Below are 13013 nucleotides of genomic sequence, written 5' to 3'. Positions count from 1 at the left end.
CCCACCTTGCAATCATGGCTGGGCTAGATTTATTAGTTGGATCTCCCTCGAAAAACGTATCATAAAAAACTTAAAAAAAACCGTATTTTACCCAACACTACTCTGCCCGCTCCAGTGCCTTATCTAAATTCCATGCAGCACTAATCAATGCCAAATGAGTAAAAGCCTGAGGAAAATTTCCCAGAGCTTCCCCACTTGCGCCTGTTTGTTCAGCATAAAGCCCCAAGTGGTTGGCAAAGCTCAGTATTTCTTCAAACTTTAGTCGAGCATCGTCAAGTAGGGCGGGATTTGTTCGCCCTGCCCGAGTTAAAGCCTCAACCAACCAAAAACTACAGAGATTAAAGGTTCCTTCTCTACCACTCAGACCATCACTACCATTCTCCAGATTATATCGATATACCAAGCTATTGGAGACTAGCCCACCTGCTTCTGGTGGTCGATTGATTGCATCAAGCATCTTGAGCATACGAGGGTCATTGGGAGAAACAAAGAGTACCAGAGGCATAATGAGATTGCTAGCATCTAGTGTATCGCTGCCGTAATATTGCACGAAGCTTTGATGCTCCTCACTCCATCCTTTAGTCATGATTGCTTCATAAATGCGATCGCGAACCGTCAGCCATCGCTCTCGATCTGCAGGGAAAGAACGCTTGTCAGCTAAACGGATACCGCGATCCAACGCTACCCAGCACATCAGTTTTGAGTAAACAAAGTGTTTGCGTCCGCTTCGCGTTTCCCAAATACCTTCGTCTTCCCGTTGCCAGTTGTCACATAACCAATTGAGGATATCTCTTAAGTAACTCCACAGTTCATAGGAGATTGGCGAGCCATACTTATTATAAAGGTATACTGCATCTATAAACTCACCGTATATGTCTAGCTGCAGTTGGTTATAAGCGCTATTGCCAATCCGTACAGGATAAGAACCTTTGTACCCTGCTAAGTGCTCTAAAATTTCTTCATTGAGATTTTTGTTCCCGTCTATGCCGTACAAGACATTTAAAGGGCTATCAGTCTTGAGTTGATGACAGCGACATGATAGCCAATCGATAAATTGGGCTGCCTCTTCAGTAAAACCGATTCTTTGTAATCCATATAATGTAAAAGCAGCATCTCGAACCCATGTATAACGGTAGTCCCAATTGCGTTCTCCACCGATTTCTTCTGGTAAACCGCAAGTAGGAGCGGCTACAATCGCTCCAGTAGGTTCATAGGTAAGCAGCTTTAAGACTAGTGCTGAACGCTCTACCATTCCACGCCAGCGTCCATTATACTTAGACTTTGATAGCCAACGACGCCAGTAATCAACTGTTTGTTTGAAAAGTTCATGTGCCTCGTCTTGATTTACTGGTAAGCCACAACCCGACTCTGGATGGTATTGTTTCAGTACGAAAACAGCTTCCTGCCCAGTTTCAAGAGTAAAGTTTGCAAACACCCCTTTATCGTCTTGTTGCAGGGGCACTTCTGTTACCAGTGCAAGAGTCAAGTCTGGAGACTTAAAGATAGCTGCCCCATCTGTAATGATTGTTTGATGGCGATCGCGAGCATAGTTGAAAGCGGGGTAACACTTCATGCGAAAATCCATCATGTTGCGAATTACCCTTACACGCCGAATTAGGCAATGGTAACCACGCTTATCCGAGGTTAACCCAACAGGCATAAAATCAACAATTTCCCCAACGCCGTGGGATGAGAGGAAGCGAGTGACCAAAACATTGGTTTCGGGCCAGTAAAACTGCTTGCAAGTCAGCCCCTCGACTAGAGGCATAATTTGGAAATGACCCCCTTTTTCAGAGTCAAGTATAGCTGCAAAAATACTAGGGGAGTCGTGCCGAGGATAGCAGAACCAGTCAATTGACCCATTCAATCCTACTAAGGCTGTTGTATGCATATTTCCAACAATACCGTAGTTTTCGATTGGTTGATATTCCATTAGAAATTAAATAAGTATATATACATATTTTACCAAAATGTAGGTAACTTGATCTTTACCAACTTTATTGGTAAACTATCAAAACATACAAATAAACATCAGGGGTTTTTCCGTAGAAATTTATTGAGGCATATTTTATGCGTTTTACTCGTCGTATCGCAATTGTGTCCTCTAGGTAAGATGTTATCTGATATCACATAAGAAGGCTGCCTTATTCGTTTGAGCCATAGTACAGCTGCTAAAATGAATCCATCTCCTTCATTGTCTAGAGGTCGCTCCTGGTGTTGCAGCAGCCTGCGCGTTCTACCCCCATTCCACCCTTAGAAAGTGGCAAACGCTTAACTCGTGCTGAATTTGAAATTATTGGTAACTCGTATCCAAAATCAAGGCTGATTGCTGCAAGCTTTCTTTGAATTTGAGCATTTGCAATATGCTTACAGTTCCAGGTTAGCAGGTAATCTAACCCATGAACAGTTGCTGCAGCGATGTGAACCGCATCGTTGGAAGCTTTGGGAGGAAGATTACTGCGTGCAAGAAACTGTGCTGACAATATGACGATTAATTTGTACAGTTTGTAAATCCTAGAATTAATGCTGACCCGGATTTATTGAGCTGGTACAAGGAAATTTACGATTCGGGATAACTGTAAAATTAACCCTCTTCTGTCACTCTAGGAAAAGAAAAATAAAAGCCAAATTTTTAACTCTAGACAGGGTGAGCATTTGAGCGTTTATTTTCGTTCCAAAATGGCTAAAATCAAGATTTTTGGTACAAAGTTTTACGGTGTAAGCATTCTAGATTATTCTCTCGTGAAAGTGATAAAAGAGGGTTCAGCAATAGAATTATTCAGGAAGATTTGAGCAATCATTGAAATAGGCAATAAGCGCTTCACCAACGGCTTTCGTAACTCCTGCAGCTACTACTGATTTTGTTGCCCAGCCAAAGATTGGAACGAAGTCAAGGAATGAGTGGGCAATTTTACTACCAATGAGTGGAGCTGCTATTGTAGTAAAAACGGCTCCAGCACTAGTTCTATCCATATCAACATCAAAAATTGACCCGACTTGGATGACCATTGTTACATCGCCTCCAGTCATTACGTAGTGGGAACCTGGAATCCAAGCTACACTTGCAAATCCTAAAGCCCATTTATTGATAGCTGAACGTGCTTGCTCTCTAGCTTGTCTCTTGTTAGATGCTGCCATAAAGATAACTCTGTTAATTCTTAGGTTTGAAAAGTTTTCGGTCTACGGCTCTTGCTTAGCCATCGTGAAGCCACTTTGCCCTAGGCTGCACCCCTAGCAGTCTGATAAATAAAGTTAGTTCCTGGCATGGTTTGTCTCTCCCAGGTAACTTGCTTAGGTTTTTAAATCAACAATATTAGAGTGAAGTGAAACTGACTTTTGAGTCAATAAATGTGAAGATTTATTCTGCTCTTTTAGCTGCTTGTCATACTCAATATGCCCTCCAATCAAAATTGCAATTAAAATAATTCCGGAAACCACAAATGCTGTAATTCGTTGTGCTATGTTGTCAGAATTGCTTAGAGATACAGAGATTATGAAGACTGGTAATAAGACTAATAAAGCTGCACAAACTCCTGCAATTCCCCACTGAATAGCAGCCCATAAAATTCCAAAAGCGTTGATTGTTAGTAAAAACATACTAAATCTAACCTATACACGGCTAACGCTTGACACAGTGGCAGACTTACCTGTTCGCTCGTTGATGATTGTTTTCCAGTTATCGTTGTCATCGATAAGAACGCTGACAGTATCTCCATCATCAGCACCAATTTGACTTGTATAGCGAACATCATAACGATTACCTGTAGCAATGCTCTTGACACGGATATAACAATTACCCCAACTGTTTGTAACAGTGAATGCTTTTCTATTCATAACTGCCTCTTAGTCTTTGTCTAATTTTGCTATGTTTGTACTTTTATCTGTGTCAATTGAGTTAAAAGTAGTGAAATCTGACATATTTAGTGGATAACAGATTTTGTTTTTGTCCACTTGTGACTACATACTTCACAACTGCAACTGTACTTAACTTTTTCTTAGGAAAACTAGGGTTATGATTCGGGATCAATACTGAAATTTCCCAACCTTTAATCTTGTCAAATTTTGTAGGAGTGTCGTCAGAAGCACCACACTTAGGACATTCATTTAAAAAACCTATTGAAATAGATTTTTTAATAAAGTTCTTAATTTTGTCCCAAATTCCTATGATTTGTATCTAGATTGGTTTTGGCTGAATTGAGTTGCTACTACTTAATTCGGTTACTTGCTTAAAAAATGCTAATAAAAGTCTTTGGAGCAGCAATTTCATAAGCAATGTGGGCTGCCGAAGGATGCCTGACATGAGAGCGATGTCCCTTTGCAGCCATCTTGCGGTGTGCCTCATACCAATCAGGAAGTACGGGTGTCTCTTGTCTCCAATGCACGACGGATGCTTCATCACACCACTCGATCGGCTTCTGCATCGCCTGAGCGTGACTTGCCGCTTGCGTGAACGCATACATGGCTGCTTCACTCTGCCAAGCAGTTCGCGTCCAGAATGTGAGCTTGGTATCAATTAACAAACTAATACCGAGATTACCAGGTGCGCGTTTAACCTGCCATATAGACAGCAAGGTGTAGACGATGAATGAAGGTAGATAGCGGCGAAACCGCAAACGTAAGCGTGTAACAGCAATCAATGGCATAGGGCTGCGAAAGCAACGTCGTTCATCTGAAGTCTACGCCGACAGTTGGCTCGGAGATTAAAGATAATTAAATTCAATTGGATAACCTCAGACACTTGTTAATAATGAATTTTCTAGGGTTGAATAATTGAAATCGTATTAAATCTAACTTGACATAGGCGAACATATTATTGCTGAGTTTCAATACATTCTTGCTATTGGTTGCGAAACTCTCCGGGAGTCACCCCAACTAACTTGTAGAAATAACGGCTAAGATGAGATGGATTGGCAAAACCACATTCTGCCGCTACTCTGGTGATGCTATAGTCTGAGCATTTGAGTAATTGTTTGGCACGTTCTACCCGTCGTCGAAGCAGGTACTGATGGGGCTGTATCCCCATTGACTGCTTAAACTGATGTGAGAAATAGAACACACTTATTCCTGAAACTTTTGCCAAGTCTTCCAGTTGAATTTTTTCAGTTAAATTTGCCTCAATATACTCTAGGACTTGTTGTAATCTCCGATGTGGCACTCCATCACGGTATTTAGGCACCTTTAGCTTATGCACCGCAAATTTCGTGATTATATGTGTTGCCAGAGCTGTGCCAAAATTTTGACCGTATAATGAACCTACTGGACATCCAGCTGCTAAGTCAGCTTTGAGGGCATTCGTGATGGTCTGAATTACAGGATCAAAAACTTGCCATTGTGGTCGAAATTCAATCGCCTGAGAAATTTCTACTTCTAAAGCTAGTTGTTCAATAAATAAAGGATCGAACACCAGTAGTGAGAAGTTTAATTTTTTCTTCCAGGCAATCCACTGCTCGGTTTGAGCTGGACATAAAAAAATTTCACCCTGACAAATGGGATGAGACAAAAACTTTTCCCCAAGGCGGCGTTCATGCGGTACTTGTGAAGTATTATCCATTACTTCCAATACATGAAATGGAATCGCAGGTTCATTAAGTTCTGCACCAGGATGTTTGTAATCAGCAAGAAAAACATAATTCCAGTTGGCTTGTTGACTTGTGAGCACTGGTGGGGAAGGAAGGCTTTCAGCTAGCTTTCCTACTGTTGTCACATCTAAGCTTATGTATGTCATGCCCGATCTTCTCACTTAGTCTTATGTATTAATTCAAGCCAGTATAACCCATGATGGCTAGCGCGTGATAGAAGTAGACTCGTTCTCCCTCAACTAATACCGTACAAGCACCACATTGACCGCGCTCGCACCTTTTTTCGTGCCTGTGAGGCCCAATCGCTCTCGCAGAGCAACATGAGGCGATCGCTCGTTACAATGATATTTCGGGACGGTCTATGGTTATTCAACCAAATGAATCCAAGGTAAAGCAGAATGAACCGTGTTAAATAGTCGTTTATCACCTGTGTAGAAGTCTGCTTGAAATCTTTGAGCTAATGCTAAATAATGAGCATCATAAGCAGCAGGGAGGTTAAATTGTTGCGCGAGTTCCCAGGCTTGTTGATGCAGTTGGAGATCGCCATAAAATTGAATGGATAAATTCAGAGCATTGTTAAGACATTGCTGGGCTTCTGTATCCAGTAATTGTTTTGCCAGTTTCATTCGATAAAATACATTTGTAACTTCGTAACATAAGAGGGTGGGAGCAATAATCTTGGTCTGGGTTTGCTCCCATGTATCCCATAATGTAGTTGAGGTGATGTTTCTAAAGAACTGTTGATTAACTTAACTACGAAATTAGCATCCACACAAATCAATCGTATAGTCATGATTTTTCTTTATTAGAAAACCAAAGAGCCATCAATTCTCGATCTCTTTCTTCTCGCATTTGATGAAAAAATTCATCAATATCCGGTTCAAAGGGCTGACCACTACGCCTTTGCTGAATGGCTTGAGCATTGGCTATAATTGTTGAACGTAAGTTTTGCCAATTCGATTGATGTGTTAATTTTTGGTTCAATAACTCTCGTTCCTCAGGGGACAAAGCTTTGATTGCATTGGCTAAAGATTCGACAAGCTGAATATTCATAGACGTTCCCTATCCTCCTCAAAGAAGGGTAAAAATCTTACTCTAAAATAGAAGAAAGCTGCAGCAAGCGATGAGATAATTATATCAAATAGAACGGGCGAGGACGCCCGTTCTATACAAGTGGCTCTCTGGAAGCCCGCACCACAAGAGAAAGTTGGATATTTTTTTATCTGGAAGCCCTTAAACTCTTTCTGTTTTAGAACCGAAATGTTGTACGGATGACTCCCGTATAGATAGTATCGTTATTACTGTTATGTTCTGGATTAAAGATAACGATGACACCAGGTGTAATAGAAATATTCCGATTCAACTGATAGCGATACAGGGCTTCTAGATGAAAAGAAGTATCGCTGTCCTCACGACGAGCAGTTGTAGGACCGGGGTTGGATGGACCAAAGTCATTTTCTGTGACTTTCGGAGGTTGACCAAAGATAATACCCCCAAGGTTGCCTCTTTTACCTAGATCGGGGAAGGCTAATGTAACTGCCCAGTTCCAAATGTCTGCTTTGTCACCTGTGTTGACTGTCGCTAAACTACTACCATTTTCTGCGATCGCCTGAGTATACCCCACCCAACCAGAAAGAGCAAATTTGGGGTGAAGGCGAAAACTTGTTTCTACACTATAGTGGTTAGCTGAAGTTGCAACGTTAGCACCAAAGGGCTGGTTGGCAAAAGTACTGCCATATGCACCTGATACTGTCACATCATTATTTGTACCGCTAAAATAAGAGTGAGCGTAGGACAAACCGAGGGTAAAATTTTTACTAGGCTCGAAGGTGAGTTGTGCTAAAGCTCCGTAACTGCCATCAAGTAAACCCCTTCCCGCACCCGGATCGTTGCCTCTTCTAGCAAGATACCCAGCAGAAAAAGTGACAGAGTCGCTCAGTTTAAAAATAGCACTCACACCAGAACCCGTGTTACTAGCAGAACCGGTATTACTAGCGCGGTAAATAGGAGAAAAGCGACCAAAGCGGGATACAGCCCCTTGTGGTGCTGATGAGAAAAAGGGGTTGATGGTGTTGAAGTTATCAAAAAATTCTCCACCAATAGCATCAACAATAATGTTTAATCTATCCCCTATAGGAAAGCGATAATAGAGCTTTCCCAACAAAATGTCATTCTGAGTGTCACCATCCCATCCCAAACGGGTCATATTAGTACCTGTGACTGCCCCACTAAAGGGAGTCGTATTATTTGACTCCAAACGAGTAAACAATTGGTCTTTTCCTGTAAAACTGCTGACTAAATTTAGGCGGACGCGATTGGCAAGAATGGGATTATCCTGAAGCTCGCGTCCTCCCGACTGTGCATATTCATTTGCCCTAACTGCTTCTCGCTGTGGTCCTGTAGGAGTAGCCTCAATTCTTCTCCATCGGTCAGAGTCTAATGCTCTCTCATCACCAAATACACTACCTAGAGTAAGGATGACCTCTCCATTTAATTTTGTCGTCGTAGAAAATTGCTGGCTTTCTAATACAGCAGAACGAGCTTCCAATCCATCTATTCGTCCCCGTATTTCTTTGAGCCCGTCAGCGAACTCTTCTTGCAGTCTTTGAAGCGTTTCTAAATCTTCCTTTCTCACTGCATCGGCTGTGCTTGTAGCGATGAGCTCGTTCACTCTATCCAAACAGGCATTAAGACCAGCTGCAAATTCATAACGACTCAATGCTCTATTGCCTCGGTAAGTTCCATTTGGATACCCCGCAATACAACCATAACGCTCAACTAAGGATTGCAAAGCAACAAAAGCCCAATCTGTTGGTTGCACATCAGAAAGTTGCGATACAGAGGTGACTTGACTTTTTAAAGAATTTGGATTTGTATTGTCGTAATCCTGAATCTGCTTCTGTTGGCGATCGCGACTTGGCTTTACGAATTCAGACACACCATCCTGTCCCAGTGCTTGAGAAACTAAGACTCCTTGAGTTTGTGTTTGAGTCAATGGATTGCTGATTTCCTGACTTTCATGTCCAAATGAACTTACAGATGCTGCATGGATAGCATTTGCATTCATTCCTAATAGAATCGCAGGTAGCCAAAACGAGAACGAGTTCCGAACAAAACTAGACATTTGCCTCACACCGTTTATACAATAACACTAGCTTCACTGGTATAAATATATCTACCAGCAAAGTTGGTAAACAAAATGTATTCAACGTTACAAATAAACCTTGTTTAAGGATGAAGTATAAAGTTTTAAGTATAAAATAAAACTAACATATAAATTAAGAAGCAAGTATCTATCTATCAACCAATTTTTTATCCTTTATCCTTCATCCTTTCTATTTAATTCGTCTGCTGGAACACGAGCAATAATTAATATCATTATTTAAACTTTAAGAAAAGATTAAATATGGTAAAAATAACAAGTATCAACTTTAACATAGTGAATTCTAAAGCTAGCGTAAGCTAGTAATATATTTCAGTTAACATTATCGGTATCGGGGGCAAAAAAGCCATGCAAGTTAGTGCTCGTAACTCTCTGAAAGCGACTGTCAAGAAAGTTGTTGCAGGAGCTGTTAACACAGAGGTCATTCTGGAAGTGGCTCCTGGAGTAGAAGTGACAGCAATTATTACAAAGTCATCAGCAGAGAAACTGCAATTGACTGAAGGTAAAACAGCATATGCCATCATCAAATCTTCGGATGTCATGGTTGCTATTGATTGATAGCTTTATCTTTGAGATCGTTTTCAGTCACCTTAAAAGCTACCCGGTAGAACTCTAAAGCTTCCAAAACATAGAGGCTAAGAAGACTGTTCTGTACGGAGAGAAGTTGCGAGGAGGACAAGTACTATAGACAGGTCTACCATCCCGGTTAACTAGCTCTAGTTTCCTCCTTCGCAAACTATGTCCTACAGACACGATGTCCGAATTAAGAGAAAACTCTCTTAAAGAAAATGTCCGTTCCGACATTTATGTCAGCAATACATTTGAGTCGCACCTTATTGAATGTTCGCTGATTCAGCTGTAATCCATTGCAACTCCAACCACAGCTGGGGGTTATCATGCTTAAGCGTTGATTTGGGATCTTGCAGCAAGCGTGTTGCATTTAAACAGACAACCTCAGCCAGTCCCAGATATTTTACAACTTGTCGAAATACAGAGATTTGTGCCTTAACAGATAAGAACAAACTATTTGGACAATAAATCGCGATGTAAGGTAAAAAGTGTTCCTGAGATTGTCCCCAGAAAGATTGGACGAGTTGCACAGAGCAGTATTTGAGCAATGCCCGTACTTCTGGAAAAGATTTATTGATAATTGTGATGAATTCTTCAACGAGCTCTTGCTCATACCAATTGGAGTTTGTTAGTGTAAATGCCATACTGAATATTTGGGTCAAGAATTGTAAGAACGTTACTTGTTAGTGATTAATAAGATTCGACTACTAACTATTAACCGCTAACTACCAACCTTTTTAAGTTAATGCAGAGTGGCTACCCAAGCCTAAAGTCAACAGAAGAAACTTTTGGTTGGTATATCTCAATAGAAGACATAACCAGCCCCCTAACCACTATCAAAACTGAATTAGTTTCACAAAACTGTATCAATCATCTCATTTTACCAATAAAATTGGTAATGCAGTTGGACTTGATTTTTACCAACTTTGCTGGTAATTATATAAAGATATACAAAACTAACGATGTATATTAGGCGACATTAACAGTATCTCGATCGCATTTCTATCGGTATCTCTGGATAAAGTGCGTTCACTCTAATTTTTGGTGTGAGGCAGAATCTTGAAGACAATTCCGTTACTTGGGTTATTAACCCTTATTATTAGAAGAAGCTGTAGGTCAGTTTGTTTTGTATGCTCGATTGTTGAAACGCTACTATCCAGAACATGTTCTGTAGCTTGCGGTGAGTGAAAACACTTATAGAACAGTCTTTGAAGAAGAAGCAGGTCAAACCCTGATTGAAGATGCCATTATTAGTTTAGTTACCTTCGATCCTATTAAGGAGGCGATCGCCCGATGGATTCACTGAACACCCAGTATGGCGATATTATTATCAAAATTCTGCAAGACTATGCTGATTTTTTGGGTAACGACGAGGAAGTTCAAGTCGAACTGGTGTTTGATAGAGAGCGAAATCGTTACCTTTTAGTAGAAACTGGCTGGCAAAACGGTTATCGCATCTATGGAACGTTATTGCACATTGATATTATTGATAATAAGCTTTGGATTCAGCACGATGGTACAGAAGAGGGTATTGCTGTTGACCTAGTTGCTGCTGGAATTCCTAAAGAGAAGATTGTCTTGGGCTTTAGATCGCTTGAACAACGAGAACATACAGAATTTGCGGTTGGGTAATAAGGTACTTCCAGATAAAAAATTAAAGCAGCAGCTAGCCCCGCCCATGCTTGAGTTATAGATAACTTAAGATACGGACGGGGTTTCTCGTTTCTTCGCCCTTTGCTTGTCGCCACCCAAAATGTGGTAGTTATGATTGCATTAAACTCAGCAAAATTAGATAACTACTTCACCCAGCTTAAACACAACTTCTTTTTATCCTTGGCTATGAGTACCGCCCTCCCTGGTGCGTAGCTCCAATAAATCTGGTGTAGCAATAAAACCAAAGTAAACGGCGATCGCTGCAGTAACGCCCTTCCATCACATACCCCAATTAACCCAATAGATAGCAAATTGTGCCGCCAGTAACAAATCAATGAACAATGAGCAAATAAATTTTCTTCAAGCAAATAAATTAGCGATTGATGTGCTATCTTAAATTTAGGAATCAAAAAAGCAAGAGCGTAAAACCATTAAGAAAAAATTGAGATTGCCTCAATTGTGTTCTATTGCTCTGGTAAATCCGCCTCAAATCGCTATGCTTTTTGTCACCAAGAGATAGAGCCATCATGAAGACCGATAGCGACCTTCGTAACAACTTGAAGTCCCTCAGAACCCGTCTGGGTATGAGTCAGCAAGAATTGGCTAGCTTAGCTGGTGTCACCCGTCAGACAATCAGTGGTGTAGAGTCTGGACAATGCGCTCCTTCAGTCGCCATGACACTTCGTTTAGCAAAGGCGCTGGGTTGTCAAGTCGAAGACCTATTCTGGCTAGAGCAGGATTTGCCCCACGTGGAAGCAGTTCTCGCGCAATCTGTCCCTTGTCGTCAACAACAGCGAGTCAGTTTGGCACGCCTTGGGGGGCAATGGGTAGCGTATCCCTTAGTTGGGAAGGATGCTTTTCGCATGGAGATGATTCCAGCAGATGGTGAGGTTGATACTCTAACAGGTGCAAATACAGTTCGAGTCAAACTTCTTGACGATATCGACAGATTTGAAAACACAGTTGTGATTGCTGGCTGTGCGCCTATGCTTTCATTATGGGCGAGAGCCACTGAACGCTGGTATCCTCAATTGCGAGTTCAGTATAGGTTTGCTAATAGCATGGCTGCCTTGCACAGTTTGTGCCGAGGTGAGGTTCATATCGCTGGAATGCACCTGTACGACCCCGAAACTGGGGAGCATAACATTCCCTTTGTTCGTGAAGTTTTAGCGGGAAAAGAGGCTGTTGTCATGACCCTTGGAATTTGGGAAGAGGGGCTTTTGGTACAGCCTGGTAATCCGTTGCAAATCACAACAGTTAACGACTTAGTAAAAGCTCAAGCAGCGATTGTCAATCGCGAAATTGGTGCTGGCACTCGCATGCTTTTGGAACGGAAACTTCAACAGGAGCAATTGCCATTCCACGCTGTTAAAGGATTTGACCGGATTGCTACAAGCCATCACGATGTTGCTCAAGCTGTCGTCTCAGGACTTGCCGATGCAGGTATCTCTACAGAATCTGTAGCTGCGGCTTTTGGATTGGAATTTATCCCTTGGCATCAGTCGCGTTACGATTTAGTGATTCTCAAGAAATACTTAGAAGAAGCACCAGTACAGCGGCTACTCAATACCTTAGAGCATCGGTTTGTGCATTCACAACTACAGATTATCGGCGGTTGTGATACAAGCAAAACTGGGGAATTGGTAGCAACAATTTAGAGTGGATTGGGATTGATTGCGATTGGTGTCTTTGGAGATTTGCTCAATTTCTTGAAGTCTGCAAACAGTGTTTGCAACAAAACCAAAGAAAATTCGGCGTGCTGAATCAACATATGAATTTTTAAATTCTCATTGGTGTAAAGACGCGCTGTTTGAAGCGTCTCTACGTTGTGTCACCGATAGAGTGAAATATTGAACTGTGCGATGTAAAAGGCAATGGTTGTTCATTAATAAGTTAGATAAATGCCCTTGAAGTAAGAGCCTTTATATCTTGTATCTTCTCAATAAGGGGGCGGTGGGCAGTGCCCACCCTACAAAACAACAAGCTTTTTGGGCTTTGATTTTCGCTTGGGAGTTGATGGTGCAAGATATGAGTTCCTGTACGGTAAG

General features: G+C 41.4%; 14 protein-coding genes and 2 pseudogenes. 4 read left to right on the top strand and 12 right to left on the bottom strand.

Annotated elements, in window-relative coordinates:
• Positions 1 to 97 precede the first annotated feature (97 nt).
• The 11 genes and pseudogenes from ACYRY3_RS44450 to ACYRY3_RS44400 form a co-directional block, all read right to left on the bottom strand.
• On the bottom strand, positions 98 to 1933 hold the full coding sequence (locus ACYRY3_RS44450; protein ID WP_460208237.1) for a glycoside hydrolase family 15 protein: 1836 nt from the start codon (positions 1931 to 1933) through the stop codon (positions 98 to 100).
• A 358-nt stretch (positions 1934 to 2291) separates the two neighbouring features.
• Positions 2292 to 2483, bottom strand: a pseudogene (locus ACYRY3_RS44445) (PIN domain-containing protein); the annotation flags it as partial.
• 292 nt (positions 2484 to 2775) lie between these two features.
• Entirely contained in the window at positions 2776 to 3138 is a 363-nt protein-coding gene (locus ACYRY3_RS44440) for a hypothetical protein (RefSeq protein ID WP_460208236.1), read from the bottom strand.
• 153 nt (positions 3139 to 3291) lie between these two features.
• A complete protein-coding gene (locus ACYRY3_RS44435; RefSeq protein WP_460208235.1) occupies positions 3292 to 3597 on the bottom strand; it encodes a hypothetical protein in 306 nt (101 codons plus the stop codon).
• Between the two features lie 12 nt (positions 3598 to 3609).
• Positions 3610 to 3834 (bottom strand): hypothetical protein, encoded by a 225-nt coding sequence (locus tag ACYRY3_RS44430; RefSeq protein WP_460208234.1) that lies wholly within the window; start codon positions 3832 to 3834, stop codon positions 3610 to 3612.
• Between the two features lie 392 nt (positions 3835 to 4226).
• Entirely contained in the window at positions 4227 to 4643 is a 417-nt protein-coding gene (locus ACYRY3_RS44425) for a hypothetical protein (protein ID WP_460208233.1), read from the bottom strand.
• 194 nt (positions 4644 to 4837) lie between these two features.
• Complete coding sequence (locus ACYRY3_RS44420) at positions 4838 to 5725, bottom strand: helix-turn-helix domain-containing protein (protein WP_460208232.1); 888 nt, start codon at positions 5723 to 5725, stop codon at positions 4838 to 4840.
• A 49-nt stretch (positions 5726 to 5774) separates the two neighbouring features.
• Positions 5775 to 5896, bottom strand: a pseudogene (locus tag ACYRY3_RS44415) (2Fe-2S iron-sulfur cluster-binding protein); the annotation flags it as partial.
• Between the two features lie 48 nt (positions 5897 to 5944).
• Positions 5945 to 6253 carry a type II toxin-antitoxin system VapC family toxin gene (locus tag ACYRY3_RS44410; protein ID WP_460208317.1) on the bottom strand — a complete coding sequence of 103 codons (309 nt, stop codon included), beginning with the start codon at positions 6251 to 6253 and terminating at the stop codon, positions 5945 to 5947.
• Positions 6254 to 6368: 115 nt separating this feature from the next.
• On the bottom strand, positions 6369 to 6632 hold the full coding sequence (locus ACYRY3_RS44405; protein WP_460208231.1) for a hypothetical protein: 264 nt from the start codon (positions 6630 to 6632) through the stop codon (positions 6369 to 6371).
• A 196-nt stretch (positions 6633 to 6828) separates the two neighbouring features.
• Entirely contained in the window at positions 6829 to 8703 is a 1875-nt protein-coding gene (locus ACYRY3_RS44400; protein ID WP_460208230.1) for an iron uptake porin, read from the bottom strand.
• A 387-nt stretch (positions 8704 to 9090) separates the two neighbouring features.
• Between ACYRY3_RS44400 and ACYRY3_RS44395 the strand changes: the two genes are divergently transcribed.
• Positions 9091 to 9300, top strand: coding sequence for a TOBE domain-containing protein (locus ACYRY3_RS44395; RefSeq protein ID WP_460208229.1), 210 nt, complete (start codon positions 9091 to 9093; stop codon positions 9298 to 9300).
• A 275-nt stretch (positions 9301 to 9575) separates the two neighbouring features.
• Here ACYRY3_RS44395 and ACYRY3_RS44390 read toward each other — a convergent pair whose 3' ends face one another.
• Positions 9576 to 9956 (bottom strand): hypothetical protein, encoded by a 381-nt coding sequence (locus ACYRY3_RS44390; RefSeq protein WP_460208228.1) that lies wholly within the window; start codon positions 9954 to 9956, stop codon positions 9576 to 9578.
• A 536-nt stretch (positions 9957 to 10492) separates the two neighbouring features.
• Here ACYRY3_RS44390 and ACYRY3_RS44385 point away from each other — a divergent pair.
• The 3 genes from ACYRY3_RS44385 (at position 10493) to ACYRY3_RS44375 (ending at position 12623) form a co-directional block, all read left to right on the top strand.
• Positions 10493 to 10618, top strand: coding sequence for a hypothetical protein (locus ACYRY3_RS44385; protein WP_460208227.1), 126 nt, complete (start codon positions 10493 to 10495; stop codon positions 10616 to 10618).
• Positions 10606 to 10944 (top strand): element excision factor XisI family protein, encoded by a 339-nt coding sequence (locus tag ACYRY3_RS44380; RefSeq protein ID WP_460208226.1) that lies wholly within the window; start codon positions 10606 to 10608, stop codon positions 10942 to 10944. The genes ACYRY3_RS44385 and ACYRY3_RS44380 overlap by 13 nt, the downstream gene beginning before the upstream one ends.
• 548 nt (positions 10945 to 11492) lie before the next feature.
• Positions 11493 to 12623, top strand: coding sequence for a substrate-binding domain-containing protein (locus ACYRY3_RS44375; protein ID WP_460208225.1), 1131 nt, complete (start codon positions 11493 to 11495; stop codon positions 12621 to 12623).
• Positions 12624 to 13013 lie beyond the last annotated feature (390 nt).

Source organism: Scytonema sp. NUACC21, from assembly GCF_054684315.1.
This window is presented reverse-complemented; position numbering and strand designations above follow the sequence as displayed.

Coding starts and splice junctions, on each gene's coding strand:
- ACYRY3_RS44450 (WP_460208237.1), bottom strand. CDS start 1,933: ATGGAATATCAACCAATCGAAAACTACGGTATTGTTGGAAATATGCAT.
- ACYRY3_RS44440 (WP_460208236.1), bottom strand. CDS start 3,138: ATGGCAGCATCTAACAAGAGACAAGCTAGAGAGCAAGCACGTTCAGCT.
- ACYRY3_RS44435 (WP_460208235.1), bottom strand. CDS start 3,597: ATGTTTTTACTAACAATCAACGCTTTTGGAATTTTATGGGCTGCTATT.
- ACYRY3_RS44430 (WP_460208234.1), bottom strand. CDS start 3,834: ATGAATAGAAAAGCATTCACTGTTACAAACAGTTGGGGTAATTGTTAT.
- ACYRY3_RS44425 (WP_460208233.1), bottom strand. CDS start 4,643: ATGCCATTGATTGCTGTTACACGCTTACGTTTGCGGTTTCGCCGCTAT.
- ACYRY3_RS44420 (WP_460208232.1), bottom strand. CDS start 5,725: ATGACATACATAAGCTTAGATGTGACAACAGTAGGAAAGCTAGCTGAA.
- ACYRY3_RS44405 (WP_460208231.1), bottom strand. CDS start 6,632: ATGAATATTCAGCTTGTCGAATCTTTAGCCAATGCAATCAAAGCTTTG.
- ACYRY3_RS44400 (WP_460208230.1), bottom strand. CDS start 8,703: ATGTCTAGTTTTGTTCGGAACTCGTTCTCGTTTTGGCTACCTGCGATT.
- ACYRY3_RS44395 (WP_460208229.1), top strand. CDS start 9,091: ATGCAAGTTAGTGCTCGTAACTCTCTGAAAGCGACTGTCAAGAAAGTT.
- ACYRY3_RS44390 (WP_460208228.1), bottom strand. CDS start 9,956: ATGGCATTTACACTAACAAACTCCAATTGGTATGAGCAAGAGCTCGTT.
- ACYRY3_RS44380 (WP_460208226.1), top strand. CDS start 10,606: ATGGATTCACTGAACACCCAGTATGGCGATATTATTATCAAAATTCTG.
- ACYRY3_RS44375 (WP_460208225.1), top strand. CDS start 11,493: ATGAAGACCGATAGCGACCTTCGTAACAACTTGAAGTCCCTCAGAACC.